We start from the raw sequence: 24,167 nt of genomic DNA, 5'->3' as shown, positions 1-24,167 counted from the left end.
TAAAGTTGCGCGAGATCGTCTTCGACACGGAAACGACCGGCCTCGACCCGGCGCAGGGCCACCGCGTCGTCGAGATCGGCGCGGTCGAGCTTTTGAACGCCATTCCGACCGGCCAGAGCTTCCACGTCTATCTCGACCCGCAGCGCGACATGCCCGAGGAGGCCTTTCGCGTGCATGGGCTGTCGAGCGAGTTCCTCGCCGGCAAGCCGGAATTCTCGGCCGTCCTGCCCGATTTCCTCGCCTTCGTCGGCGACGCGAAGCTCGTCGCGCACAACGCCGAATTCGATTTCCGCTTCCTCAACGCCGAGTTTTCGCGCGCCGGCGCGCCGCCGCTCGAATGGCGCCGCATCGTCGACACACTGGCCCTCGCGCGGCGAAAATTCCCCGGCGCCTCGAACAGCCTCGACGCGTTGTGCGCCCGTTTCGGAATCGACGCCTCGCGCCGGGTCAAGCACGGCGCGCTGCTCGACGCCGAGATTCTGGCCGAGGTCTACGCCGAGCTTCTCGGCGGGTGCCAGGCGGCGCTCATGCTCGGAGCCGGGACGCGCCGGGGCGCGGACGGCGGCGCTGCGGGCGAGGCGCTGCTGACCGCCCGTCCGGCGCCGCTCGCGCCGCGCCTTTCGGCGCAGGAGCTCGCCGCGCACGCGGCTTTCGTCGCGAGCCTCGGCGAGAAGGCGGTATGGCTTCAGTATGAGGAAGCGGAGACGGCGGCGGCGCGATAGCTCAAAGCTCCGCCGGCTTCTCCCCGCCATAAGCCCAGTCGAGCAATTCCACGGTATGCAGCGCCGGCGCGCCGTCGACCTCGCCGATCTGCGTCATGCAGCCGATGTTGCCGGTCGCCACCGCGTCCGGCGCCACGGAGCGGATGTTGGCGATCTTCCGCGCGCGCAGGCGCGAGGCGATCTCGGGCTGCAGGATGTTGTAGGTGCCGGCCGAGCCGCAGCACAGATGCCCCTCGGGCGGATCGCGCACCTCGAAGCCCGCCGCGCGCAGAAGCTCCTTCGGCAGGCTCGTGATCTTCTGGCCGTGCTGCATCGAGCAGGCCGAATGATAGGCGAGCACCATGTTCCGCGGCGCGAGCGGCGCAAGCTTCAGGCTCGCCAGAAACTCGGTCACGTCCTTCGCCAGCGCCGAGACCTTCGCCGCCTTCGCCGCATAGGCCGGATCGTCGCGCAACATGTAGCCGTAGTCCTTGATCACCGTGCCGCAGCCCGACGCGGTGACGACGATGGCGTCGAGCCCCCCGCCCTCGATCTCCCGCGTCCAGACGTCGACGTCGTGGCGCGCCTGGGCTTTCGCCTCCTCCTCGCGGCCGAGGTGATGGACGAGCGCGCCGCAGCAGCCCTCGTCCTTCGGCTGGACGACCTCGACGCCGTGCCGGGTGAGCAGCCGGATGGCGGCGTCGTTGATCGCGGGGCGCAGCGACTTCTGGGCGCAGCCGCCGAGAATGGCGACGCGGGCGCGGCGCGCCCCGGCCGGCTTCACCGCCTCCTGCGGAAACTGCGTCGGCTTCGGCGCGCCTGACGGCGCGAGCGCCAGCATGGCGGCGAGCCGCGCGCCGGCCTCGCCCATTTTCGCGAGCAGCGGAGCGAGCGGACGCGCGAGTCTGGCTGCGCGCGTCGCCAGGCGAAAGCGGCCGGGATGGGGAAGCACGGCGGCGAGCAGCGCCCGCACCGCGCGGTCCGCGGGCGGGCGGGCGAAGGTCTCCTCGACATGGGCGCGCGCTTCGTCGACGAGATGCATGTAGTTGACGCCCGAGGGACAGGTCGTCATGCAGGAGAGGCAGGACAGGCAGCGGTCGAGGTGCCTGACCGTCTCGGCGTCGGCCGGGCGGTCCGCCTCGAGCATCTCCTTGATGAGGTAGATGCGCCCGCGCGGGCTGTCGAGCTCGTCGCCGAGCAGCGTGAAGGTCGGGCAGGTGGCGGTGCAGAAGCCGCAGTGCACGCATTTGCGCAGGATCGGCTCGACCGCGGCGACGCGCGGGTCCTTGAGCCGTTCAGGGGAAAAATGCGTCTGCATGTCGTTTGATCAGCTCGTCAGCTCGCGGCGCGCAGGCGTCCGCGCTCCAGAATGGACCAGGGGTCGAACTGCGCCTTGAGCCGCCTCGACAGGGCTTCGAGCGCCGGCGGCGGCGGCTGGAACACCGGCGCCCGCGCGCGTAATTCGTCGGACGCGCGGATCAGCGTCGCGTGGCCGCCCTCCTGCACCGCGACCGCGCCGCGCACCAGCTCCGCCCCGCCGTCCGGCGCGGCGTCGGGGTCGAGCGCGAGCCAGACGAGCCCGCCGGACCAGTCGAACATCGCCTCGCCGCCGAGCGTGCGCTGGACGGCGGCGGCGACCGCCGGCCCGCTGGTCGGCGCGACCGACACGCGCCAGATGATCTTTTCACGCGCTTGCGCGAGGGGAACGACGTCGCGCACGGCGCGCCAGACGCGCTCCGTCTCCTGCGCGTCGAGGCGTTCGCCGGCCGCGAAGTCCGCAAGCTGCGCCCGCAGCCTGTCGAAGCGCTCGTCGACGGAGGGAGAAAAGCCTTCGAGCCGCAGCAGCGTCGCCGGCGCGGGAAAGCCCAGCGCCTTCGCCGCATACGCCGGCAGATGGGCGGCGCCTGAGACGTCGACCGGCGCGCCCATGGCGGCGCACAGCGCGGCGACGGCGGCTTTCGGCGCAAGCCCCGGCAGCATCAGCGTCGTCGCCGTCTGCGCGCGCGGCAGCACCTTGAAATTGACCTCCGTCACCACGGCGAGGGCGCCGTAGGAGCCGGCGAGCCCGCGCGCGAGGTCGTATCCGGTGACGTTCTTCACCACCGTGCCGCCGGCCTTGTAGGCCGCGCCGCGCCCGTCGATCGCCTTGAGCCCGAGAATATGGTCGCGCGCGGCGCCGGCCTTGACGCGGCGCGGGCCGGAGAGATTGGCCATCAGCGCGCCGCCGATCGAGCCCCGCCCCGCGCCATAGAGCGCGTCGAAGGACATCGGCTCGAAGGCGAGCTCCTGCTCGTTGGCGGCGAGCAGCGCCTCGATCTCCGCGAGCGGCGTCGCCGCCCTGGCGCACAGCACGAGCTCGGCCGGCTCATATGTCGTGACGCCGGAAAGGCGCGACAGGTCGAGCCGCCGCTCGGCGTTCCACGGGCGCCCGAGCGCGGCTTTCGAGCCGAGTCCGACGATCGAAAGCGAGGCGCGGTCGGCGGCGGCCTGCGCGACCGCCTCGGCGGCTTCAGCGGCGTCGGCCGGCGTGAGGGTGGTCATCGCACGTTTCCTGGCGGTCCTCCCGGCGGGACGTTCCGGGGCGAGCAAGCGCGTTTCCTAGGTCAATTTCATGAGGCGGCCTAATGATTTCTGGACCGTCCGCCGTCACAATTTGCGCAGCTCGACCTCGGCGATGTGGTGGTCGGAGCCCTTGGTCAGCACCAGATTGGCGCGCGCGCGCGTCGGAAGAAGATTCTCGCGCAGGTTGCGCAGGTTGATCTCGCGCCAGATCTCGCGCGCCGCCGCCTCCGCCGCCTCGGCGGACAGGTCGGCGTATTTGCGGAAGTAGGATTGCGGATCGCGGAAGGCGGTCCGGCGCAGGCGCATGAAGCGCTCGACGAACCACAGCTCAAGGTCGGCCTCGCCGGCGTGCAGATAGATCGAGAAGTCGAAGAAGTCGGACACGAACGGCAGGCCGCGCCCGTCCTTGGCCGGGCGGTTCGGCAGCAGCACGTTGAGCCCCTCGACGATCAATATGTCCGGCCGGTCGACGACGATGCGCTCGTCGGGCACGACGTCATAGACGAGATGCGAATAGACCGGCGCGGCGACGCGGCGGCGCCCGGCCTTGACGTCGGAGAGGAAGCGCAGCAGCGCCGTGCCGTCGTAGCTTTCCGGGAAGCCCTTCTTGCGCATCAGCCCCTCGGCCTCGAGCACCGCGTTGGGGTGCAGGAAGCCGTCGGTCGTCATGAGCTGGACCTTCGGCGTGTTCGGCCAGCGCGACAGCAGCGCGGTCATGACGCGCGCGAGCGTCGACTTGCCGGCCGAGACGGAGCCGGCGACGCCGATGATGTAGGGCGTCTTGCCGCCCTCGGCGCCGAGGAAGCGCTGCGTCGCCTTGTAGAGGCCCTGCGTCGCCGCGACGTAGAGCGCCAGCAGGCGCGACAGCGGCAGGTAGATCGCCACCACCTCGTCGAGCGAGATCGGGTCGTTGATGCTCTTGAGGCGCGAGAGGTCGTCGCGCGTCAGGGTCAGCGGCGTGTCGGCGCGCAGCGCCGCCCATTCCTCGCGCGTGAAATGATGATAGGGCGAAAGCTCCTCGACCGGGTCCTCGTCCGCCCCGTCCGCCGGGACGAGGCCCGGCGCGGAAGCGGAATGAGGCAGCGCGTCGCGCGCCATCTCGCGCGCTACGTCGCCCTTGGCGTTCACGTGGCGGGGCTCCCGACGGACGCGTCGGCTCGCCGGCGCGCGGCCTTCTCCTCATGGCCCGACTGCGCGGAGCGGCGCGCGAGCTCGCCCAGCACCTCGTCGAGCGCCACGCCGCGCGACTGCAGCACGACAAGGAGATGATAGAGCACGTCGGCGGCCTCGGCGACGACGTGCCGGCGCTCCGTCTCGACGGCGGCGATGACCAATTCGACCGCCTCCTCGCCGAATTTTTTCGCGGCGCGCGGCGGCCCGGCGTCGAGCAGCGACTTGGTGTAGGAGACGGCGGCGTCGGAGCGCGCCCTTTGCGCGATGACGGCGGCGAGGTCGTCGAGGGTGAAGGCGGCCATCGGTGCGTCCCGCTCCTTGAGGCTTCAGCCTAATCCATCCAGCCGCATCCGCAATCCGCATTTGGCCATATGGCGCTTGGCCTGCGCTATGCTGAACGTCCCGAAATGGAAGATCGAGGCGGCGAGCACGGCCGAGGCGCGGCCCTCGCGCACGCCCTCGACGAGATGGTCGAGCGTCCCGACCCCGCCCGAGGCGATCACCGGAACCTTCACCGCGTCGGCGACGGCGCGCGTCAGCGCCAGGTCGAAGCCGGTCTTCAGCCCGTCGCGGTCCATGGAGGTGAGCAGGATCTCGCCGGCGCCGAGCGCCGTGACTTCTCGCGCGAAGTCGACCGCGTCGATCCCCGTGGCCTTGCGCCCGCCATGGGTGAAGATCTCCCACCTCTCCGGCCCAACCTGCTTGGCGTCGATGGCGACGACGACGCATTGCGCGCCGAACTTCTCCGCCGCCTCGCGCACGAAGCCGCGATTGTTCACCGCCGCCGTGTTGATCGAGACCTTGTCGGCGCCGGCGAGCAGCAGCTGGCGGATGTCCTCCAGCTTGCGCACCCCGCCGCCGACGGTGAGCGGCATGAAGCAGGCTTCGGCCGTGCGGCGCACCACGTCGAGCAGGATCGGCCGCTCGTCGGAGCTCGCGGTGATGTCGAGGAAGCAGAGCTCATCGGCGCCGGCCGCGTCATAGCGAATCGCGCATTCGACCGGATCGCCGGCGTCGGCGAGATCGACGAAATTGACGCCCTTGACGACGCGCCCGTCCTTGACGTCGAGGCAGGGAATGATGCGGACCTTGAGCATGGGTCTGTCAGTCCTCAGGCGGCCTTCGCCCCGGCGATCAGCGCCAGCGCCGCCGCTGGATCGAGCCGCCCGTCATAGAGCGCGCGGCCGGCGATCGCCCCTTCGAGCCGCGCGCAGTCGGGCCGCAGCAGGCGCTTCACATCCTCGATCGAAGCGAGGCCGCCCGAGGCGATCACGGGAATCGTCAGCGCGTCGGCCAGCGCCGCCGTCGCCTCGAAATTGAGCCCCTTCAGCAGCCCGTCGCGCGCGATGTCGGTGAAGATGATCGCCGCGACGCCGGCGCCCTCGAAGCGGCGGGCGAGCTCAAGCGCGCTCACTTCGCTCACCTCGGCCCAGCCCTCGACGGCGACGAAGCCGTCGCGCGCGTCGATCCCGACCGCGATCCGGCCGGGAAAGCGCCGCGCCGCCGCCTTCACGAAATCCGGGTCGCGCAGCGCCGTCGTGCCGATGATGACGCGGGCGATTCCCTTGCCGAGCCAGCCTTCGACGGTCGCAAGGTCGCGCACCCCGCCGCCGAGCTGGACGGGAATCTTCACCCGCGCCAGCACGGCCTCGACCGCCGCGGCGTTTTGCGGCTTTCCGGCGAAGGCGCCGTCGAGGTCGACCATATGCAAATAGGAGAAGCCCGCCCGCTCGAAGCTTTCGGCCTGCGCCGCCGGATCGTGTGAGAAGACGGTCGAACGCGCCATGTCGCCCTGCACGAGGCGCACGCAGCGCCCCTCCTTGAGGTCGATGGCCGGAAACAGGATCATGGCGTCCACTTCAGGAAATTGGCGAGCAGGCGCAGGCCGAGCGCCTGGCTCTTCTCGGGATGGAACTGCACGCCGGCGATGTTGTCGCGGGCGATCATGGCGGCGAACTTTCCGCCGTAGTCGGCGCTCGCCGCGACCGCTTGCGGCTCCGTCGGACGAAAGGCGTAGGAATGCACGAAATAGGCGTGCAGGCCGTTCTCCCCGAGCGGAATTCCGCCGAGCAGCGGATGAACCCCGCCTTCGGGCTGAAGCGTGTTCCAGCCCATGTGCGGAATGCGCAGGCTTTCGTCGTCCGGCTCGAGCGCCGCGACCTCGCCCCCGATCCAGTCGAGGCCCTGCGTCTCGCCATGCTCGAGGCCGCGCGTCGCCAGAAGCTGCATGCCGACGCACACGCCAAGGAAGGGGCGGCCGCGCTCGAGCACGGCGTCGCGCAGCGCCTCGAGCATGCCGGGAACGGCGCGCAGGCCCTCGCGGCAGTCGGCGAAGGCGCCGACGCCCGGCAGCACGATTCGATCGGCGGCGCGCGTCTCCCCGGCGTCGGCGGTCACGGCGATCGTCGCGTCGAGGCCGGCCTCGCGCGCCGCGCGCTCGAGCGCCTTGTGCGCCGAATGCAGGTTTCCCGACCCGTAGTCGACGACGGCGACCTTCATCAAACTCCGCCCCGCGTCTGCGCCGGAGGCAGGCTGCCGAGGACGCCGAGCGGACGCGGCGGGACAGGCGGCGCGGGAGGCGCGGGAGGCGTCGCGCCGAGCCCGCGGAAGAAGGACATCTCGGCCTCCTCCAGCGTCGGGGCGGCGGCGATCAGGGCGAGGTCGTAGCCGCGCCGCGCCAGCCGTCTTTCGACGAACCGGCTCGCCTCGACGCCGAGCCAGGCGTGCATGAGCAGGGCGAGCGCGAAGGCGCCGCCGGGCCAGACGATCGAGGCGCCGGCCAGCGTGGCGAGGCCGAGGATCAGCGCAATCCAGATCGCCGCCGCGAGGAAAAATCCGCGCGCGAGAAGCCACAGCGGGCCGAACACGAAAGCCGGCCAGCAGAAGCCCTGCCGCACGAAGGCGGCGTCCGGCGCGTCCCTTGCGCCCTCCGGGGGCAGATGGACCGAGAAAACCGCCATGGCGCGTTACTCCCCGCGCGGGCTCAGCCCGCGAGCGTGCCCTTGGTCGAGGGGACCTTGCCCTTCTGGCGCGGATCGATCTCGATCGCCGCGCGCAGCGCCCGGGCGAGGCCCTTGAAGCAGGATTCGGCGACGTGATGCGCGTTGAGGCCGTAGAGCGTCTCGACGTGCAGCGTGAGGCCGGCGTTCATCGCGAAGGCCTGAAAGAACTCGCGCACCAGATCGGTGTCGAAATCGCCGATCTTCTCCTTGTCGAACTGCGTCCTGAACACGAGGAACGGCCGTCCCGACACGTCGATCGCGACGCGGGTCAGGGTCTCGTCCATCGGCAGCAGAACGTCGGCGTAGCGGGCGATGCCGGCGCGGTCGCCGAGAGCCCCTCGCAGCGCCTGCCCCAGCGCGATGCCGCAGTCCTCGACGGTGTGGTGCTGGTCGATGTGCAGGTCGCCCCTGGCGGCAAGCGTCACGTCGATCAGCGAATGGCGGGCGAGCTGGTCGAGCATATGGTCGAAGAAGCCGACGCCGGTCGAAATCGCGGACGCGCCCGTTCCGTCGAGGGCGACCTCGACTTCGATCTGCGTCTCTTTGGTGCTTCGGGCGATTTTCGCGGCGCGCATGGCGTGCTTTTTCAGGTCGGTTTCGGGCTTTCGGCGCAGGCGGTCTCTAGCAAGCCGGCCGCCGCTTGGCTAGCCGGCCCGCGCCGGCGCCGCCGCTCTTGGGTCAGCGAGACGGCGCCGGCGCCGCCGCTCTTGATCAACGAGGCGGCGCCAGCGCCGCCGCTCTTGGGTCAGCGAGACGGCGCCGGCGCCGCCGCTCTTGATCAACGAGGCGGCGCCAGCGCCGCCGCTCTTGATCAACGAGGCGGCGCCAGCGCCGCCTCTATGGCGCCTTCGAGCCGGCGCGGCGCGGTCGCCGGGCCGAAGCGGCGCAGCGGCCGCCCGTCTCGGCCGATCAGGAACTTGGTGAAGTTCCAGCGCACCTTGCGCCCGAGCAGGCCGGGCAGCGCCGCGGTCAGCCAGGCGAACAGCGGATGCGCGCGCTCGCCGTTGACCTCGACCTTCTCGAAGACGCGAAAGCCGACGCCGTAGCGGGTCAGGCAGGCCTCGATCTCGGGCCGCCCGCCGGGCTCCTGGCCGCCGAACTGGTCGCAGGGGAAGGCGAGCACGTCGAGGCCCCGCGCGCCATAGGCCTCATGCAGCGCCTCGAGCCCGGCGTATTGCGGGGTGAAGCCGCACAGGCTCGCCGTGTTGACGACGAGGGCCGCGCGGCCCTTGAAGCGCGAGAAGGCGATCTCCTCGCCCTCGAGGCTTCGCGCCGACAGCTCGTAAAACCGGCTCATGGCCTCTTATGGCGCGGAACGGCTCAGACGGCCAGCGAATGGCGCGCGCCGCCCGCCCCGAGATAGGCGTCGAAGCGCGCGGCGACCTGCCGCGCGAAGGGCCGCGCCCATTCGCGCAGACGGAAGCCGTCGAGGGTCGGCTCAAGGAAGCCGTCCGCGTCAGCCGCAAGGGCCGCCCGCGCCTCGCGCGCGAGAGGCTCGGCGAGGCCGCCGTAGCGCTCGGCGAGGGCGCGGCCGGGAAAAGAGAAGTCGCACATCAGCCGCTCGATGACGAAGCCGCGCATCTCGTCCTCGGGAGCGAGCGCGAAGCCGCGCCGGGTGGCGAGCCCGCCCGCCTTGACGAGCTCGGCGTGGACGCCGACGGGAACCGCGTTCTGGGCGTAGCCTTGCGGCAGGCGCGAGATCGCCGAGGCGCCGATTCCGATCAGCGCGCCGCACGCATCGTCGGTGTAGCCCTGAAAATTGCGTGATATCTGATTTTGCGCTATTTTATCGTCGGGCCTGGCGAAATGGTCGATGCCGAGCTGGACATAGCCCGCGCGCCTCAGGACGCGCTCGGCGAGCCGCGCCTGCTCGAAGCGCTCCTGCGCGCCGGGCAGCGTCGCCTCGTCGATCAGCCGCTGATTGGCGATCCTTTGCGGCAGATGGGCGTAGCCGAACAGCGCGAGGCGGTCGGGTGAAAGGCTCAGCGCCGCCTGAAGCGTCGCTTCGAGGCTCGCCAGCGTCTGGCGCGGCAGGCCGTAGACGAGGTCGAGATTGACCGAGCCGACGCCGCGCGCGCGGAAGGCCTCGACCGCGGCGCGCGTCGCCGCAAAGCTCTGCATGCGCCCGATCGCCTTCTGGACGCGCTCGTCGAAATCCTGCACGCCGAACGAAACGCGGGTGATGCCCGCCCGCGCGAAGGCGTCGGCTTTCTGTTCATTCATCAGCCGCGGGTCGATCTCGACGGCGAACTCGAGCCCGGGCTCGAAGGCGAACGTTCCCGCCAGCGCCTGCACGAGGCGGGCGACGTCCTGCGGCGTCAATATGTCCGGCGAGCCGCCGCCGAAATGCAGATTTTTCAGCTTCGGCGAAAAGCCCAGCGCGCCGGCGAGCGCGGCGAGCTCGGCCTCCAGCGCCTCGACATAGGCGGAGACGGGCGCGTAGCGGCGCGTCGCCTTGGTCGAGCAGCCGCAGTACCAGCACAACTCCTGGCAGAAGGGCACATGGACATAGGCGGAGACGGGCGCATCGCGCTCAAGCGACGCCAGCCAGCCGCGAAAGACGGTCTGGTCGACGCCGGCGTGGAAATGATTGGCGGTCGGATAGCTCGTATAGCGCGGCAGCGCCCGCGCGTGGCGCGCGACGAGGCCGGGGTCGACGGTCGGCTCGAAATTCTCATGGGTCATGGGAGGGTCCGGGGGCGGCGCTGTGCGGCCATTCTAGGCCCGCGTCCCTTCCTCCCGTTTGCGGGCGATCAAGCGGCGCGCGTTGCGCGCCGCCGCGAGCTCGCCCGCCTCGCCGTCGGGAGCCTCGATCCCATCCTCGTCGAGGATTCTGGTCGGCGCCGAGCTACGGGCGCGCGGGGGAGCGCCCGCGGCGAGGCGCCCGCACAGGTCATTTCTTCTCGACGGGAAGCGCGCGCAGATGGAACTGCGGCCGCGGCTTGCCCTTCAGCTCGGGATTGAACAGATAGCCGAGCTGGCCCTCGCAGACCCAGGCCGTGTCGCCGACGAGCGTGACGCCGGTCGGCCCGACGAAATCCTTGATCGTCTCGACATTGGCGCGGTCGCCGGAGATCGTCACGCGCGAGAGCGGCCCCGCGCCCTCGACCATCAGGAAGCCCGAGCCATAGGGGCGCATCCCGTCGGGATGGGTCAGCGGACGCGAGGTCTCGAGCTTCGTCAGCTTCTTCGCTTCTCCGTCCACGACGTCGACGCGGAAGAATTCGCCCGAATTGAAGGTGTTGACGTAGAGATTGCCGTCGGGGCCGAAGGCGAGGCCGTCGACGCCGCCCTTGAGCGCCGGATCGGCGAGCCAGACCTCGAGTTTTTCGCCGCCGGGCTTCAGGCGCAGAAGCTCGGGCTGGGCGACGTTGCTGACGATCGCCGTTCCGTCCGGCAAAAGCGCGATGTCGTTGCAGATCGAGGGCTTGTGCGGCGCGGGCGCGGAGACCTTCAGCGCGCCGGTCTCGAGGTCGAAGCCTTTCAGATAGCTGCCTTCGACCTTGCTCGGCCCGGGCAGGCCGATGAAGGAGGCGTCGTTCGAGCACACCCACAATGTGTTGGTCTTTTCGTCCGCGAGCACGCCGAAGGTCGAGCGGGTTTCGCCTTCGCCAGGCTTGATGAAGGCCTCCGCCTCGCTCGATCCCGGGCGCACGCGAACGACGCCGCCGTCCGAGATGCTCGACGAATAGAGCGTTCCGGCCCTGGTCGAGGTGATGCTTTCAGGGAAGGGCGCGAAGTCGGGCAGCAGCACGTCGGCGGCGGCCGGGGCGACGGCGGCGGCCAGAAGCGACGCGGCCAGGGCGAGGCCGCGGACGAGCCGGCGTCTCGACGCGCCGGAGGATTTACATTCCTCGATTGACTTCATGAAGCGCCGCTCCGCTCTTCCAGAAAGAGGCCGATCTCGGTCCCCGGCCGCCGCGAACGCTTTTATAGGGCTGGGATTTGTTCCCGATCAACCGTCGCGACGGGGAGGATTGCGCAAGTCGAGGATCGGCCTCGGCGCGCTTCACGCCCGCCTGTCCGCGCCCTTGCAACGCGCCTGCCCAGCCCATAGATCACGGCGGCCCGCCTTCTTTTTTCCCGAAAGCTCCCATGCCCTCCTTCGACGAGTCTTCCCCCCTGTGGCACGGCACGACCATCGTGCTCGTCAAGAAGGACGGGCGCGCCGTCATCGCCGGCGACGGGCAGGTTTCGATCGGCCAGACCATCGTCAAGGGCAACGCGAAGAAGGTGCGCCGGCTCGCCAAGGGCGAGGTGATCGCCGGCTTCGCCGGGGCGACCGCCGACGCCTTCACCTTGTTCGAGCGGCTCGAGGCCAAGCTCGAGCAATATCCGGGGCAGCTCATGCGCGCCTGCGTCGAGCTGGCGAAAGACTGGCGCACCGACCGCTACCTGCGCCGGCTCGAAGCCATGATGCTCGTCGCCGACGCCAAGGCCGCGCTGGTGCTCACCGGCTCCGGCGACGTGCTGGAGCCGCAGCCCTCCGAGCGCGGCTCGGTGATGGGCATCGGCTCGGGCGGCAATTACGCGCTCGCCGCGGCCCGCGCGCTCATCGATACGGACATGGACGCGCCCGCCATCGCGCGGCGGGCGCTGAAGATCGCCGCCGAAATCTGCGTCTACACCAACGACAGCGTCACGATCGAGGAGATCGCCTCGCCCTGAGCGGCCGCCGCGACGCGCGCAGCCCGTCGGATTGCGCGGCTGCGAACCCGAACGGCGCCAGCCTGAGCGTGCGCCGCGCTCAAGTTCCCCCTATATGGACTCCATGACCAGCTTCTCCCCCCGCGAAATCGTCTCCGAGCTCGACCGCTTCATCGTCGGCCAGAAAGAGGCCAAGCGCGCCGTCGCCATCGCGCTGCGCAACCGCTGGCGCCGCCTCAAGCTCGAAGGGCCGATGCGCGAGGAGGTGCTGCCGAAGAACATCCTGATGATCGGCCCGACCGGCTGCGGCAAGACCGAGATCTCGCGCAGGCTGGCGAAGCTCGCCAACGCGCCCTTCCTCAAGGTCGAGGCGACCAAATTCACCGAGGTCGGCTATGTCGGGCGCGACGTCGACCAGATCGTGCGCGACCTCGTCGAGACGGCGATCTCGATGGGACGCGAGGCGAAGCGCAAGACGGTGCGGGCGAAAGCCGAGCTCGCCGCCGAGGAGCGCGTCCTCGACGCCCTCGTCGGCCCGGCGGCGCAGCCTTCGACGCGCGACAGCTTCCGTCGCAAGCTGCGGGCGGGCGAGCTCGACGACAAGGAGATCGAGGTCGAGATCGCGCAGGCGCAGGCCGGCCTGCCGATGTTCGACCTGCCCAACATGCCCGGCGCGCAGATCGGCGCGATCTCGCTCGGCGACATGTTCGGCAAGGCGTTCGGCGGGCGCGGCAAGCCGCGGCGCATGAGCGTCAGGGACGCGCTCGAGCCGCTCGTCACGGAGGAGGCCGACAAGCTCATGGACCAGGACGCGATCGTGCGCGAGGCGATCGCCGAGGTCGAGAACAACGGCATCGTGTTTCTGGACGAGATCGACAAGATCTGCGTGCGCGAGGGCAGAGGCGGCGCCGACGTCTCGCGCGAGGGGGTCCAGCGCGATCTCCTGCCCCTGATCGAGGGCGCGAGCGTGCCGACCAAGCACGGGGTGGTGAAGACCGACCACATCCTGTTCATCGCCTCGGGCGCCTTCCATGTCTCGAAGCCTTCGGACCTTCTGCCCGAGCTGCAGGGGCGCCTGCCGATCCGCGTCGAGCTCTCTCCCCTCACCGAGGAGGATTTCCGCCGCATCCTGACCGAGACCGAGGCGAGCCTCCTGAAGCAATATGAGGCGCTGATGCGCACGGAGGGCGTCGAGCTCTCCTTCGCGCCCGACGCGGTGACGGCGCTCGCGCGCATCGCGGCGGAGGTCAACTCCAGCGTCGAGAACATCGGCGCGCGGCGGCTGCAGACGGTGATGGAGCGGGTGCTCGACGAGATCAGCTTCACCGCCGCCGACCGCTTCGGCGAGAAGATCGAGATCGACGCCGCCTATGTGGAGACGCATGTCGGCGACCTTGCGAGGAACGCCGACCTGTCGCGCTTCATCCTGTGAGCGGCGCGCCTCACCCGGCGACGCTGCCCTCCCATGTGGCGTGGCGCACGCCGGGCTCGCTCTCCATCGCCGCGGCGACGGCGTCGAGCTCGGCCGGTTCGACGGCGGTCGGAACCAGCGTCGCGACGATCTCGACGCCGTCCTCGCCCTGCTCCTCGCTTTCGACGTCGCCGACCGGATAATTCGCAGCTTCGAGCCGCTCGATGAGTTTTTCGCGCAACGCCGGCGCCGCGGCGGCGCTCGTCGTCACGCGCAGCTCATAGGTCGCCTCGGCGGCCTGCTCGCTGATCGGGATGCGGTCGATGACGTTGGCGAGGGGACGCAGCAGCGTGTTGCCGGCGATGACGAAGCCGGTCAGCACCGCGCCATCGGCGATCATGTCCGCGCCGGTGCAGGCGCCGACGGCGGCCGAGCACCACAGCGTCGCCGCCGTGTTGAGGCCGCGGATGTTCATGCCCTCCTTCATGATGACGCCGGCGCCCAGAAATCCGACGCCCGAGACGACATAGGAGATGACTTGCACGGATTTGACCGGCCCGGCGATCCGGTCGGCGAGGTCGACAAAGGCCGCCGCGCCCAGCGCCACGAGGACGTTGGTGCGCAGCCCCGCCGTGCGCTGGCGGTACTGACGCTCGACGCCGATGAGCGTCCCGAACAGGAACGCGGCGAGAAGGCTGATCGTGGTGTTGACGAGCGGCAGGAGCTCGAATGTTTCGATGAAGCGCATGTTTTCCGCGCCGGAGCATGTGAGAGGCCGCCCGGGCATGGCGTAAGGCGCGCTCCGGCGCAAGAGGCGTCTGGCTGGAGGGGCGCGTTGCGGCGAAGGGACGCTGCGGCGCGGCTCGCTCGGTCGTCGGCGGCCCGATGCCGTCGACGCCGTTGGCGCGGGCGCGCGTGACCCGCCCCGGACGCGGCCTTGCCTTGGCGGCGAAAGCTTGCGATAGCGCTGCGCTCCTGAAGAAGACCAACGGTCGGGAGCCCGAGGACATGGCCAATTTCCCCGAGCGGGTGTTTTCCGGCGTGCAGCCGACCGGCAACCTGCATCTCGGCAATTACCTCGGCGCCATCGTCAAGTTCGTCGAGCTGCAGCGCAGCCACGAATGCCTTTATTGCGTCGTCGACCTGCACGCGATCACCGTGCCGCAGAAGCCCGCGGAGCTCAAAGCCTCGATCCGCGAGCTGACCGCGGCCTACATCGCCTGCGGCGTCGATCCGGCCGCCCATGTCATCTTCAACCAGAGCCAGGTTTCGGGCCACGCCGAGCTCGCCTGGGTGTTCAACTGCGTCGCCCGCATCGGCTGGCTGAACCGCATGACCCAGTTCAAGGAGAAGGCCGGCAAGGACCGCGAGAACGCCTCCGTCGGGCTCTACGCCTACCCCTGCCTGATGGCCGCCGACATCCTGCTCTACAAGGCGACCCACGTGCCGGTCGGCGAGGATCAGAAGCAGCATATCGAGCTCGCCCGCGACGTGGCGCAGAAGTTCAACCTCGACTTTTCCGAATCGATCGCGGCGAACGGCTTCGGCGATCAGTTCTTCCCGCTGCCCGAGCCGCTGATCCAGGGGCCGGCGACGCGGGTGATGAGCCTGCGCGACGGCTCGAAAAAGATGTCGAAGTCCGACCCGTCCGACTATTCGCGCATCAACCTCTCGGACGAGCCCGACGCCATCGCCCAGAAGGTGCGCAAGGCGAAGACGGACCCCGAGCCGCTGCCCTCCGAGGTCGAAGGGCTCGCCGGGCGCCCGGAGGCCGACAATCTCGTCGGCATTTTCGCGGCGCTCTCCGGGCGCGCCAAGGCGCAGGTCCTGCAGGAGTTCGGCGGCGCGCAGTTCTCGGCGTTCAAGACCGCGCTCGCCGACCTCGCCGTGGACAGGCTCGCGCCGATCGGCGTCGAGATGCGCAGGCTTTCCGCCGACCCGGCCTACATCGACGGCGTGCTGGTGGACGGGGCCGCGCGCGCGAGAAAGATCGCCGACGAAACCATGAAGGCGGTCAAGGACGTGCTCGGCTTCGTGCGCTGAGCCGCGCCGCGGCCCCTCACGGCTTCGGACAATAGAGCCCGTAGAGCGTCGTCAGCACGGCGAGCGCCTTCTCGTCGGCGACCGAATAGAAGATGCGCTTGCCCTCGCGCCGCGTCGAGACGAGGCCTTCGGCGCGCAGCACGCCGAGCTGCTGGCTCAGCGTCGGCTGACGGATGTCGAGCAGCGCCTCGAGTTCGGAGACCGATTTCTCGCCGTCGACCAGCTGGCAGACGAGCAGCAGCCTGTCCTCGTTGGCGAGCGCGCGCAGGAGCGTCGTGGCGCGGCCTGCGGCGGCGCGCAACGCCGCGACGGCGATCGACGTCTCCTGCGGCGCCTGACGCGGCGCGCGCCCGTCCGGCGGCGGGGAGTCCAGCTTCATTTCACCTTCAGATAATATATTTACAGATATTATGTATGAAGCTATATTAATATCGAAACCCGGCGGCGTCACGCGCTGATCGCGGACGCGCCGCCGGCTTGCCCAAAGGGATTTGCATCATGACCCCCAACGTCGGGACGACCGATCGGCTCGTCCGTCTCATCATCGGCGCCGCCCTCGTCGGCGCGACGCTTTTCGGGGCGATCGGCCCATGGGGCTGGATCGGCCTCGTTCCGCTGGCGACCGGCGCGCTGGGCCGCTGTCCGGCCTATCGCCTGTTCGGCCTTTCCACATGCGGGAGCAAATGACCGTGAGCCTTTCAGCTTCCTCCTATCGCGAGCTGACGCAGGGGGTTTCGAAACATCTCGCCGCCTTCCGCGCCGATCTGCCCGACGTCGCCAAGGGCTTCTCCGCGCTCGCCCAGGCGGCGACGAAGGACGGCGCGCTCGACAAGAAGACGAAGGAGCTGATCGCCCTCGCGCTCGGCGTCGCCGCGCGCTGCGACGCCTGCATCGGCTTCCACGCCGAGACGCTGGTCAAGCTTGGCGCGACCAGGGCGCAGGTCGAGGAGGCGCTCGGCATGGCCGTCTACATGGGCGGCGGCCCGTCGCTGATGTACGCGGCGAACGCGCTGTCTGCCTTCGAGGAGTTTTCGGCGCAGGCCGCCTGAGCCGCGCTCATGATGAAACGGGAGCGGAACGCGCGGCGACGACGCGCGTCCGCGAGGCGCTTCATGCGGCCGAGGAGCCCTTCGCCGCGAGTCTCTTCTGGGCCTCCTGAACGAGCGCCTGCAGCGCCGGGCGCGCCGGCGCGAAGAAGGTCGCGCCCGTGTGCGGCGTCGAGACGTCGAGGATGCGATCGTAGGCCCCGGGCGGATCGCCGACATACATGCGCTGCAGCATCTTCTCGATCACCCACAGCCGCCTCGAATAGCCGATGAAATAGGTGCCGAACTCGCCCCGCGCCGGGCTGCCGAACGGCATATTGTCGCGCAGGATGTCGTGCTCCTGGCCTTCCTCGTCGACGATGGTGGCGAGCGACTTGTGCGACTTGCGCGGGGCGTCGTCGTCGTCGATCTCGACGTTGTCGATCTTGGTGCGGCCGATGATCGCCTCCTGCGCGGGCGTCGGGATTTTCGCCCAGGCGTCGAGGTCGTGCAGGTATTTCTGCACGACGACATAGCTGCCGCCGCGGAAATCGGCGTCCTCGTCGCCGACGAGCGCCGAGGCGGGCAGATCGACGCCGTTCGGATTGGCCGTGCCGTCGACGAAGCCGAGGAGGTCGCGCGCGTCGAAATAGCGAAAGCCCGAAACCTCGTCGACGACGTGAACGCTCGAGCCGAGGGCGGCGAGCAGGAGGCGCTCGAATTCGAAGCAGAGGTCGGAGCGCTCGGCGCGGATGTGGAAGAGCAGGTCGCCGGCGGTCGAGGGCGCGCTGCGGGCCGCGCCGGCGATCGGCGCGAACCGGCGCAGCTCCTGCGGGCGCCTGTCGACGCCGAGGCGATCCCACAGGTCGCGGCCGATCCCGGCGACGCACGACAGCCGGCCTGAAAGATCGCGGAAGCCGACGGTCTTGACGAGATCGTCGAGGCCGTCGAGCGTCGCGCAGACCTGCGAAAGGGCGTCTTGGTCGCTCGCGACGGTCGCCGTCAGAAAGACGGCGGCCCGCGACAGAGGAGCGTCGACGCTCTGCGCGTCGATCGTGGTCCTGTCCCAGTTTTTCACTGACATCGGCGCCGCGTCCCTAAGCCTGCGCCTCGAGCGCCTCGAGCTCGTCGATCATGTCCTCGATCATCGAAAGGCCGATGCCCCAGAAGGCGGGGTCGCGCGCGTCGAGGCCGAACGGCTTCAGCAATTCGCCATAGGGCTTCGAGCCGCCCGCCGAGAGCAGCGCGAAATAGCGCTCGGCGAAGCCTTCGCTCGCGTTGCGGTAGACCCCGTAGAGCGAGTTCACGAGGCAGTCGCCGAAGGCGTAGGCGTAGACGTAGAAGGGCGAATGCACGAAATGCGGGATGTAGGCCCAGTAAGGCCGGTAGTCGTCGGTGAATTCTATCGCCGGCCCGAGGCTTTCGCCCTGGACCTCCATCCAGAAATCGCAGAGCTGGTCGGCGGTGAGCTCGCCCTTGCGCCGCTCGACATGGACCTTGCGCTCGAAGCTGTAGAAGGCGATCTGGCGGACCACCGTGTTCAGCATGTCCTCGACCTTGGCGGCCAGCATCGCCCGCCGCTCGCGCGCGGAGCCTGCGCGCGCAAGGAGCGCCCTGAACGTCAGCATCTCGCCGAACACCGAGGCCGTCTCGGCGAGGGTGAGCGGCGTCGGCGCCATCAGCGCGCCGTTGGGCGCGGCGAGCACCTGATGCACGCCATGGCCGAGCTCATGGGCGAGCGTCATCACGTCGCGCGTCTTGCCCTGGAAGTTGAGCAGCACGTAAGGGTGCGCCGAGGGCACGGTCGGATGGGCGAAGGCGCCCGGGCTCTTGCCGGGGCGCACCGGCGCGTCGATCCAGCGCTCGTCGAAGAAGCGCCGCGCGATGTCGGCCATCTTCGGCGAAAAGCCGCCATAGGCCGAGAGCACCGCGTCGCGCGCCTGCCCCCACGAATGGACCTGTCGCGGCGCGTCGGGCAGCGGCGCGTTGCGGTCCCAGAACATCAGCGCGTCCTTGCCGAACCACTTCGCCTTGAGCCGGTAATAGCGGTGCGACAGGCGCGGATAGGCGGCGCGCACGGCTGAGACGAGCGCGTCGACGACCTCGCGCTCGACCCGGTTCGAGAGGTGACGGGCGTCGGCGACGTCCGCGAAGCCGCGCCAGCGGTCGGAGATCTCCTTGTCCTTGGCGAGCGTGTTCGTGATCTGCGAGAAGAGGCGCAGGTTCTCCCCGAGCGTCTTCCCGAGCGCCTTGGCCGCCGCTTCGCGCTTTTTCCCGTCGCGGTCCTGCATGAGGCTCAGCGTCGGCTCGATGGCGAGGCTTTCGCCGTCGACGTCGAAGCGCAGCGCGGCGATGGTCTCGTCGAACAGCCGGTTCCAGGCCGAATAGGAGGTCGTCGACTTCTCGAGGAAGAGCTTCTCCAGCTCGTCCGGGAGCTGGTGCGGCTTGCCCTTGCGGACGTCCTCGATCCATGGCCGGTAGCGGGAGAGCGGCCCGTCCTTCAGCGCGGGCGCGAGGGCGTCGTCGTCGAGCCGGTTGAGCTCGAGCTCGAAGAACAGCAGGTCGGCCGAGGCGGCGGTGATCTTCTCCTGCGCGTCGCCGTAGAACTTGGCGTTGACGGGGCTCGACGAATCGCCGGCGTAGACGAGGCCGGCGTAGGACATGACGCGGCCCAGAAGCTCGTCGAGCGCCTCGTAGTGGCGCACCGCGCAGGCGAGCGAGGCGCCGGTCCTGTCCTCGGCGAGCGTCGCGACCTTGCCCCTGTAGAGCGCCGCGAAGGCCGCGCATTCGGTCCCGGCGCGGGCGAGGTCGGCGGAAAATTCAGGCGAATCGGGCGCGGGATAGAGGGCGCCGAGGTCCCATTCGGGAAGCTCGCCGAGCGGCTGCGCGGCGCCCTCGCGCTCCTGCGCGGCGTCGCGGAGCGGGAGGAAGTTCGGGGACGGGTTCGGCATGAAGGACCCTGCGGCGTGAAGCGGACCGAAAAGGATAGGCTTTTCATATCGGAGCGCGGGCGGGGAGATCAACCTGGCGCGGGCGGGGCCGGGCTCGAATTTCTCCCCGCGCCTGCGTCGGGGGTCGAGCGCGCAGGCCTCTGCGGCCCCGAGGGCCGGGCCGGACAGGGCGGGAGCGTCGCCGCGGCGATCGTCGCCGGCGCCGGTCGAACGGAACCTTCCGTTAAGCGCGCGTTTACCCTGATCGGCGAGCATCCTCGCCGGCGGAGCGAAGTCGCTTCCGCCTCGAGGCGGCCCGCGCGGGCCGCCCCGCGCGAGGCCATATGCCCCCGAAAATCCTCATCGTCGACGCCGATCCCGTCGAACGGCTCCATGTCGAGGCCTGCGTCCGCCGCTTCGGCTTCGCGGCCGAGGCCCTGGCGCAGGGCGCCGAGGCGCTGGCGCGGCTGCGCGCGCCGGGCGCCGAGCGGCCCGACCTGATCATTCTCGACATCGACGCGCAGGGCTTCGAGCTCCTCGCCGCGCTCGACGCGCGCGGCTTCCCGCCGCCGGCGATCGTCCTCGCCTGCGGCGCGCTCGCGCAGACGCCGGGGCCGGCGCTCGACGCCGGCGCCTTCGACGTGCTGCGCAAGCCGCCCGATCCCGAGCGGCTCAAGGCGTCGATCCGCAACGCCCTGCGCGCCGCGCGCCTCGAGGACGAGCTGCGCCGCCTCGCGCGCCGGGACGGAAGCGGCGCGAGCCTCGAGGATTTCCACGGCGCCTCGCCGCAGATGATCAGGGCGCTCGACCTCGCCGCCCGCGCCGCGCGCGAGACCCTGCCCGTGCTGGTCGAGGGCGAGGCGGGGGTCGGCAAGGAGACGCTGGCGCGGGCGATCCACGCCGCCTCCGCGCGCCGCGAGCGCCCCTTCCTCGCGCTGCGCTGCGCCGCCCATGCGCCCGGGGCGCTCGAGCCGGCGCTGTTCGGCGGACCGGACGGCGACGGCCTCCTCGCGCAGGCGCGGGGCGGGACGCTGTTCCTCGGCGACGTCTGCGCGCTGCCGGACGGCGCGCAGGCGCGCCTTCTCGACGTTCTCGACGCTGGCGAAACGCGGGTGATGGCCGCGACGCGCCGCAACCTGATCGAGAGGGCGAAGGCCGGGCGGCTGCGCGAAGACCTCTATTTCCGGCTCGCCGTCGGGCCGATCTTTCTGCCGCCGCTGCGCCGTCGCGTCGACGAGATCGACGGGCTCGCGGCGGGGTTCTGCGCGCGGGCCTGCGTCGACCACGGCCGCTTCCCGCGGGCGATAAGCGCGCCCGCGCTCGCCCTGCTGCGCGCCTATGGCTGGCCGGGCAACGTGGGCGAGCTCGCGCGCGCGGTGGAGCGCGCCGCCGCCCTCGCCCGCGGCGGCGAGCTGGGGATCGAGGATTTTCCGGCGGTCGCGGCGCGCGTCGAAGGCTTTCTTCCGTTCGCGCCGCCGCTCGCCCGCGCCGCGGACGCGCGCGGCGCGCAGGGTTCGCCGTTCCTGCGCCTGCTCGACGACGACGGCGAGGCGCGCCCGCTCGCCGAGCTCGAGGAGCAGGCGATCCGCTTCGCGCTCGAGCGCTATCACGGCCGGATGTCGAAGATGGCGAAAGCGCTCGGCGTCGGCCGCTCGACGCTCTACCGCAAGCTGAAGGATTACGGCCTAGCCGGCTCCCGCGGGGAGGCGGAGCCCTCGCCCGCGCAAGGCGGCGCGCCGCGTCCGGACGCGGCGGCGTGAACGTGGCGCCGGCGCAACGAGCGGATGAAATTCGGCGCCGTTTGGCGCCGCACGCGCCGCTCTCGCATTATCTTGTAGAACATGCGCGGCGCTTGCGCCGCAATGTGAGGCGCCGATCGCGGCGCCGGTTTTGAAGCGCGTCGGGCCGGGGGGCCCGCGCCCCCCCCCCCCCACGCCGATGCGAGGAAGAGCGGAGTTGACACGAGCGATGGCCAGGCATCCGGCGCGAGGGCGCGCGGCGAACGTCTTGCGGCCTGCGCTTGGCCTCTCCCTTGCGCTTCTCCTCGCCGTCCCGCCCGGCGCGCTGGCGCAGGCGGATCTGGAGCTCGTCGGCGAGACGGCCCCCGCGCGTCCCGACGCCGACGTCACCGGCGCCATCGCCCCGGCGGGCGGCGCCTCCGCGCCGCGCAAGCCTTCGGACATTCGCGCGCCCCTCCTCGCCCAGACGCCGCCCGCGACCTCCGCCGCAATCCCCGCCGCAACGCCCCCCGTCGCGCCGGCCGCGGAGGAAGCTTCGCCCCCGGCGCCTGCGCCCGCCCCGTCGCAGACCCGCGCCGCCGAGACGCCGGCTCCGGCCGAACCGACGCTCTCGCCGGTCGCCGCCGCGGTCAAGGCGGCGCTCGAGGCGCGCGGCGAGGCAGACCGCGCCGGCAAGGTCGCCGCCTCGCGCCGGCGCGACGACGACGCGCTCGCCGCCTTCTACGCCGCTCGCGACTTCGCGCCGCTATGGTCGAAGGACGGGCAGCCGGTCGCGGAGGTCAAGCCGGCGCTGGCCCGCCTGCGCGCGGCGGCCGAGGACGCCCTCGCCGTCAAGGCGCCGGCGAGCCTTCTCGCCGCCGGCGCGCCGGAGGCGGTCGCGGCCTCCGACATCGCCTTCAGCGCCGCGGTCGTCGCCTATGCGAGGCAGGCCTCGGGCGGGCGCGTCGATCCGCGATCGATCTCCCCGCTGATCGGCCTCAAGCCCGAGGTCGCCGACCCTTCGCTGGCGCTCGCCGCCGTTTCGAGCGCCGGCGCGCAGGCGGGCGCCGCGCTGCGCGCCTTCAATCCGCCCCAGCCCGGCTACGCCGCGCTGCGCGAAAAACTGGCGCAGGTGCGCCGCTCCGGCGGCGCGATCGCCCGCCGCGGCGCGCCGGCCATCCCGACCGGCCCCACGCTGAAGCTCGGCATGAGCGATCCGCGCGTGCCGCTGATCCGCTCGCGCCTCAGCCTCGACGGGAGGCCCGGCGGCGCCGACGCGCTCGTCTACGACACGCAGGTCGCGAGCGCCGTCGCCGATTTCCAGAAGGCCAACGGCCTGCCCTCGTCCGGCCAGCTCAACGCCCGCACGCTGGCGCTCCTGTCGGGACCGGACCAGTCGCGCGTCGAGGGCGAGATCGTCGCCAACATGGAGCGCTGGCGCTGGACGCCGCGCGACATGGGCGCGAGCCGCATCGAGGTCAACATCCCCGAATTCGAGGTCGTCGTCGTCGACAATGGCGTCGAGGTCGCGCGCAACCGCGTCGTCGTCGGCAAGGAGACGAACCAGACGCCGGTGTTCTCCAACACGATGCGCTACCTGATCGTCAATCCGGCCTGGAACGTGCCGCAGTCGATCATCCGCAAGGAGATGATGCCGAAGATCGCGGCCGATCCCAATTATCTGCGCCGGCAGGGCTACCAGGCCGAATGGAGGGACGGGCGCCTCGCCATCCGCCAGCCGCCCGGCGAGCGCAACGCCCTCGGCCGCATCAAGTTCATGTTCCCCAACGACTACGCCGTCTATCTGCACGACACCCCGTCGCGAAAACTGTTCGGAGAGGAGCGGCGCCTGTTCAGCCATGGCTGCGTGCGCGTCGACGATCCGCTGCGTTTCGCCGAAATCGTGCTCGGCAAGGGATGGAGCGCCGAGCGGCTCGAAAAGATGTTCGGCGGCAAGGAGCGCTACGTGAACCTGCCGCGGCCGCTGCCGATCCATCTCGAATATTTCACCGCCAAGGTCGATTCGTTCGGCCAGCTCCAGCTTCTCGAGGACGTCTACGGCCATTCCCGCAAGCTGCGCGCGGCGCTGGGCTACGGCGACAAGGGCTGAGGCCGGGCGCCCACGCTTGACGCGCGGGCGATTTCTGCGCGAACTCGCATGGCCCGCCGGCCCGTCCGGCCTTCATATGGAGCCGAACGATCCCCGCGCTCGACAATCTGCTGGCGCTGGCCGCCGACCCCGCGGCCTGGTTCGCGCTGGCGACGCTCGTCGTGATGGAAGTCGTCCTTGGCGTCGACAACCTCGTCTTCATCGCGATCATCTCGAACAAGCTGCCGCCGCATCAGCGCTCGCGCGCGCGCCGCCTCGGCATCGGCATGTCGCTCATCCTGCGCATCGCCCTGCTGTTCACCATCTCGACCATCATCAGGCTGACGACGCCGGTCATAACCGTGCTCGGCCAGGGCTTCTCCTGGCGCGACATCATCCTGATCGGCGGCGGCCTGTTCCTCGTCTACAAGGGGACGACCGAGATCCACCACGCCGTCGATCCGGACGAGACGCCCGAGGCGGGAGCCAAGGGCGCCGCCAGCTTCGGCGCGGCGATCGTCCAGATTCTTATGATCGACCTCGTCTTCTCGCTCGACTCGATCATCACCGCCGTCGGCATGACCGAGCATCTGCCGATCATGATCGTCGCGGTTCTGGCGGCGGTGACGGCGATGATGCTGGCCGCCGATCCGCTCGCCAATTTCATCCACAAGAACCCGACCATCGTGATGCTGGCGCTGGGCTTCCTGATGCTGATCGGCGCGACGCTGATCGCCGAGGGCTTCGGCTTCCACTTCCCGAAGGGCTACATCTACACGGCGATGGCCTTCTCCGGCCTCGTCGAGGGGCTGAACATGTATGCGCGCTCAAAGCGCAAGGAGAGGGGCCTCGAACATTGACGCACG

Annotated in this window: 25 protein-coding genes; 9 read left to right on the top strand and 16 right to left on the bottom strand. The window is 70.4% G+C overall.

Going from position 1 to position 24,167, the window contains the following annotated elements; translation table 11 throughout:
* The first annotated feature begins 5 nt into the window (after positions 1-5).
* Positions 6-722: a DNA polymerase III subunit epsilon gene (gene dnaQ / locus ACE3OG_RS10795; RefSeq protein WP_374308448.1), complete on the top strand. Its 717-nt coding sequence runs from the start codon at positions 6-8 to the stop codon at positions 720-722.
* A 1-nt stretch (position 723) separates the two neighbouring features.
* Here the strand turns inward: dnaQ and glcF are convergent, their stop codons facing one another.
* The 12 genes from glcF to ACE3OG_RS10735 form a co-directional block, all read right to left on the bottom strand.
* On the bottom strand, positions 724-2,019 hold the full coding sequence (gene glcF / locus ACE3OG_RS10790) for a glycolate oxidase subunit GlcF (RefSeq protein WP_374308446.1): 1,296 nt from the start codon (positions 2,017-2,019) through the stop codon (positions 724-726).
* Between the two features lie 17 nt (positions 2,020-2,036).
* Complete coding sequence (glcE, locus tag ACE3OG_RS10785) at positions 2,037-3,242, bottom strand: glycolate oxidase subunit GlcE (RefSeq protein ID WP_374308444.1); 1,206 nt, start codon at positions 3,240-3,242, stop codon at positions 2,037-2,039.
* Positions 3,243-3,347: 105 nt separating this feature from the next.
* Positions 3,348-4,361 (bottom strand): type I pantothenate kinase, encoded by a 1,014-nt coding sequence (gene coaA, locus ACE3OG_RS10780; protein WP_374308576.1) that lies wholly within the window; start codon positions 4,359-4,361, stop codon positions 3,348-3,350.
* A gap of 26 nt (positions 4,362-4,387) precedes the next feature.
* Positions 4,388-4,738 carry a phosphoribosyl-ATP diphosphatase gene (locus ACE3OG_RS10775; protein ID WP_374308442.1) on the bottom strand — a complete coding sequence of 117 codons (351 nt, stop codon included), beginning with the start codon at positions 4,736-4,738 and terminating at the stop codon, positions 4,388-4,390.
* A 24-nt stretch (positions 4,739-4,762) separates the two neighbouring features.
* A complete protein-coding gene (gene hisF / locus ACE3OG_RS10770) occupies positions 4,763-5,533 on the bottom strand; it encodes an imidazole glycerol phosphate synthase subunit HisF (RefSeq protein WP_374308440.1) in 771 nt (256 codons plus the stop codon).
* A 14-nt stretch (positions 5,534-5,547) separates the two neighbouring features.
* Positions 5,548-6,294: a 1-(5-phosphoribosyl)-5-[(5-phosphoribosylamino)methylideneamino]imidazole-4-carboxamide isomerase gene (hisA, locus tag ACE3OG_RS10765; RefSeq protein WP_374308438.1), complete on the bottom strand. Its 747-nt coding sequence runs from the start codon at positions 6,292-6,294 to the stop codon at positions 5,548-5,550.
* Positions 6,282-6,935: an imidazole glycerol phosphate synthase subunit HisH gene (gene hisH / locus ACE3OG_RS10760; protein WP_374308436.1), complete on the bottom strand. Its 654-nt coding sequence runs from the start codon at positions 6,933-6,935 to the stop codon at positions 6,282-6,284. Before hisH ends, hisA begins: the two co-directional genes overlap by 13 nt.
* Positions 6,935-7,396, bottom strand: a complete 462-nt coding sequence (locus ACE3OG_RS10755; protein WP_374308434.1) for a DUF2628 domain-containing protein — start codon at positions 7,394-7,396, stop codon at positions 6,935-6,937. Before ACE3OG_RS10755 ends, hisH begins: the two co-directional genes overlap by 1 nt.
* A gap of 23 nt (positions 7,397-7,419) precedes the next feature.
* On the bottom strand, positions 7,420-8,013 hold the full coding sequence (gene hisB / locus ACE3OG_RS10750; protein WP_374308432.1) for an imidazoleglycerol-phosphate dehydratase HisB: 594 nt from the start codon (positions 8,011-8,013) through the stop codon (positions 7,420-7,422).
* Between the two features lie 236 nt (positions 8,014-8,249).
* Positions 8,250-8,735, bottom strand: coding sequence for a glutathione peroxidase (locus tag ACE3OG_RS10745; protein WP_374308430.1), 486 nt, complete (start codon positions 8,733-8,735; stop codon positions 8,250-8,252).
* 23 nt (positions 8,736-8,758) lie between these two features.
* Entirely contained in the window at positions 8,759-10,123 is a 1,365-nt protein-coding gene (gene hemN / locus ACE3OG_RS10740) for an oxygen-independent coproporphyrinogen III oxidase (protein ID WP_374308428.1), read from the bottom strand.
* A 208-nt stretch (positions 10,124-10,331) separates the two neighbouring features.
* Entirely contained in the window at positions 10,332-11,306 is a 975-nt protein-coding gene (locus ACE3OG_RS10735) for an SMP-30/gluconolactonase/LRE family protein (protein WP_374308426.1), read from the bottom strand.
* Positions 11,307-11,533: 227 nt separating this feature from the next.
* Here ACE3OG_RS10735 and hslV point away from each other — a divergent pair, with 227 nt between their 5' ends.
* Positions 11,534-12,106 carry an ATP-dependent protease subunit HslV gene (gene hslV, locus ACE3OG_RS10730; protein ID WP_374308424.1) on the top strand — a complete coding sequence of 191 codons (573 nt, stop codon included), beginning with the start codon at positions 11,534-11,536 and terminating at the stop codon, positions 12,104-12,106.
* A 103-nt stretch (positions 12,107-12,209) separates the two neighbouring features.
* On the top strand, positions 12,210-13,517 hold the full coding sequence (hslU, locus tag ACE3OG_RS10725; protein WP_374308422.1) for an ATP-dependent protease ATPase subunit HslU: 1,308 nt from the start codon (positions 12,210-12,212) through the stop codon (positions 13,515-13,517).
* Positions 13,518-13,527: 10 nt separating this feature from the next.
* On the opposite strand, the gene ACE3OG_RS10720 is transcribed toward hslU, so the two are convergent.
* Entirely contained in the window at positions 13,528-14,244 is a 717-nt protein-coding gene (locus ACE3OG_RS10720; RefSeq protein ID WP_374308420.1) for an MgtC/SapB family protein, read from the bottom strand.
* Between the two features lie 260 nt (positions 14,245-14,504).
* Between ACE3OG_RS10720 and trpS the strand changes: the two genes are divergently transcribed.
* A complete protein-coding gene (trpS, locus tag ACE3OG_RS10715) occupies positions 14,505-15,539 on the top strand; it encodes a tryptophan--tRNA ligase (protein ID WP_374308418.1) in 1,035 nt (344 codons plus the stop codon).
* 16 nt (positions 15,540-15,555) lie between these two features.
* Here trpS and ACE3OG_RS10710 read toward each other — a convergent pair whose 3' ends face one another.
* The gene (locus tag ACE3OG_RS10710; protein WP_374308416.1) at positions 15,556-15,918 is read right to left on the bottom strand and encodes a metalloregulator ArsR/SmtB family transcription factor; all 363 of its coding nucleotides are present in this window, start codon (positions 15,916-15,918) and stop codon (positions 15,556-15,558) included.
* Positions 15,919-16,037: 119 nt separating this feature from the next.
* Here ACE3OG_RS10710 and ACE3OG_RS10705 point away from each other — a divergent pair, with 119 nt between their 5' ends.
* Both ACE3OG_RS10705 and ACE3OG_RS10700 read left to right on the top strand, forming a co-directional pair.
* Positions 16,038-16,226 carry a DUF2892 domain-containing protein gene (locus tag ACE3OG_RS10705; RefSeq protein ID WP_374308414.1) on the top strand — a complete coding sequence of 63 codons (189 nt, stop codon included), beginning with the start codon at positions 16,038-16,040 and terminating at the stop codon, positions 16,224-16,226.
* 32 nt (positions 16,227-16,258) lie between these two features.
* Positions 16,259-16,588: a carboxymuconolactone decarboxylase family protein gene (locus tag ACE3OG_RS10700; protein WP_374308574.1), complete on the top strand. Its 330-nt coding sequence runs from the start codon at positions 16,259-16,261 to the stop codon at positions 16,586-16,588.
* A 61-nt stretch (positions 16,589-16,649) separates the two neighbouring features.
* Here ACE3OG_RS10700 and ACE3OG_RS10695 read toward each other — a convergent pair whose 3' ends face one another.
* Positions 16,650-17,648 (bottom strand): Dyp-type peroxidase, encoded by a 999-nt coding sequence (locus ACE3OG_RS10695; RefSeq protein WP_374308412.1) that lies wholly within the window; start codon positions 17,646-17,648, stop codon positions 16,650-16,652.
* A 13-nt stretch (positions 17,649-17,661) separates the two neighbouring features.
* Entirely contained in the window at positions 17,662-19,515 is a 1,854-nt protein-coding gene (locus ACE3OG_RS10690; RefSeq protein WP_374308410.1) for a M3 family oligoendopeptidase, read from the bottom strand.
* A 323-nt stretch (positions 19,516-19,838) separates the two neighbouring features.
* Between ACE3OG_RS10690 and ACE3OG_RS10685 the strand changes: the two genes are divergently transcribed.
* The 3 genes from ACE3OG_RS10685 (at position 19,839) to ACE3OG_RS10675 (ending at position 24,161) form a co-directional block, all read left to right on the top strand.
* On the top strand, positions 19,839-21,254 hold the full coding sequence (locus tag ACE3OG_RS10685) for a sigma-54-dependent transcriptional regulator (protein WP_374308408.1): 1,416 nt from the start codon (positions 19,839-19,841) through the stop codon (positions 21,252-21,254).
* 247 nt (positions 21,255-21,501) lie between these two features.
* Positions 21,502-23,322 (top strand): murein L,D-transpeptidase, encoded by a 1,821-nt coding sequence (locus ACE3OG_RS10680; RefSeq protein ID WP_374308406.1) that lies wholly within the window; start codon positions 21,502-21,504, stop codon positions 23,320-23,322.
* A gap of 164 nt (positions 23,323-23,486) precedes the next feature.
* On the top strand, positions 23,487-24,161 hold the full coding sequence (locus ACE3OG_RS10675; protein ID WP_374308572.1) for a TerC family protein: 675 nt from the start codon (positions 23,487-23,489) through the stop codon (positions 24,159-24,161).
* Positions 24,162-24,167 lie beyond the last annotated feature (6 nt).

The organism is Methylocella sp., from assembly GCF_041905455.1.
Taxonomy (GTDB): domain Bacteria; phylum Pseudomonadota; class Alphaproteobacteria; order Rhizobiales; family Beijerinckiaceae; genus Methylocapsa.
Note: the sequence above shows the minus strand (reverse complement) of the source record. Positions and strands in the feature narration are given on the sequence as shown.

Bases quoted from the DNA above. Each gene is read 5' to 3' on its own strand.
- glcF (WP_374308446.1), bottom strand. From the start codon at position 2,019: ATGCAGACGCATTTTTCCCCTGAACGGCTCAAGGACCCGCGCGTCGCC.
- glcE (WP_374308444.1), bottom strand. From the start codon at position 3,242: ATGACCACCCTCACGCCGGCCGACGCCGCTGAAGCCGCCGAGGCGGTC.
- coaA (WP_374308576.1), bottom strand. From the start codon at position 4,361: ATGGCGCGCGACGCGCTGCCTCATTCCGCTTCCGCGCCGGGCCTCGTC.
- ACE3OG_RS10775 (WP_374308442.1), bottom strand. From the start codon at position 4,738: ATGGCCGCCTTCACCCTCGACGACCTCGCCGCCGTCATCGCGCAAAGG.
- hisF (WP_374308440.1), bottom strand. From the start codon at position 5,533: ATGCTCAAGGTCCGCATCATTCCCTGCCTCGACGTCAAGGACGGGCGC.
- hisH (WP_374308436.1), bottom strand. From the start codon at position 6,935: ATGAAGGTCGCCGTCGTCGACTACGGGTCGGGAAACCTGCATTCGGCG.
- ACE3OG_RS10755 (WP_374308434.1), bottom strand. From the start codon at position 7,396: ATGGCGGTTTTCTCGGTCCATCTGCCCCCGGAGGGCGCAAGGGACGCG.
- hisB (WP_374308432.1), bottom strand. From the start codon at position 8,013: ATGCGCGCCGCGAAAATCGCCCGAAGCACCAAAGAGACGCAGATCGAA.
- ACE3OG_RS10745 (WP_374308430.1), bottom strand. From the start codon at position 8,735: ATGAGCCGGTTTTACGAGCTGTCGGCGCGAAGCCTCGAGGGCGAGGAG.
- hemN (WP_374308428.1), bottom strand. From the start codon at position 10,123: ATGACCCATGAGAATTTCGAGCCGACCGTCGACCCCGGCCTCGTCGCG.
- ACE3OG_RS10735 (WP_374308426.1), bottom strand. From the start codon at position 11,306: ATGAAGTCAATCGAGGAATGTAAATCCTCCGGCGCGTCGAGACGCCGG.
- hslV (WP_374308424.1), top strand. From the start codon at position 11,534: ATGCCCTCCTTCGACGAGTCTTCCCCCCTGTGGCACGGCACGACCATC.
- hslU (WP_374308422.1), top strand. From the start codon at position 12,210: ATGACCAGCTTCTCCCCCCGCGAAATCGTCTCCGAGCTCGACCGCTTC.
- ACE3OG_RS10720 (WP_374308420.1), bottom strand. From the start codon at position 14,244: ATGCGCTTCATCGAAACATTCGAGCTCCTGCCGCTCGTCAACACCACG.
- trpS (WP_374308418.1), top strand. From the start codon at position 14,505: ATGGCCAATTTCCCCGAGCGGGTGTTTTCCGGCGTGCAGCCGACCGGC.
- ACE3OG_RS10710 (WP_374308416.1), bottom strand. From the start codon at position 15,918: ATGAAGCTGGACTCCCCGCCGCCGGACGGGCGCGCGCCGCGTCAGGCG.
- ACE3OG_RS10705 (WP_374308414.1), top strand. From the start codon at position 16,038: ATGACCCCCAACGTCGGGACGACCGATCGGCTCGTCCGTCTCATCATC.
- ACE3OG_RS10695 (WP_374308412.1), bottom strand. From the start codon at position 17,648: ATGTCAGTGAAAAACTGGGACAGGACCACGATCGACGCGCAGAGCGTC.
- ACE3OG_RS10690 (WP_374308410.1), bottom strand. From the start codon at position 19,515: ATGCCGAACCCGTCCCCGAACTTCCTCCCGCTCCGCGACGCCGCGCAG.
- ACE3OG_RS10685 (WP_374308408.1), top strand. From the start codon at position 19,839: ATGCCCCCGAAAATCCTCATCGTCGACGCCGATCCCGTCGAACGGCTC.
- ACE3OG_RS10675 (WP_374308572.1), top strand. From the start codon at position 23,487: ATGGAAGTCGTCCTTGGCGTCGACAACCTCGTCTTCATCGCGATCATC.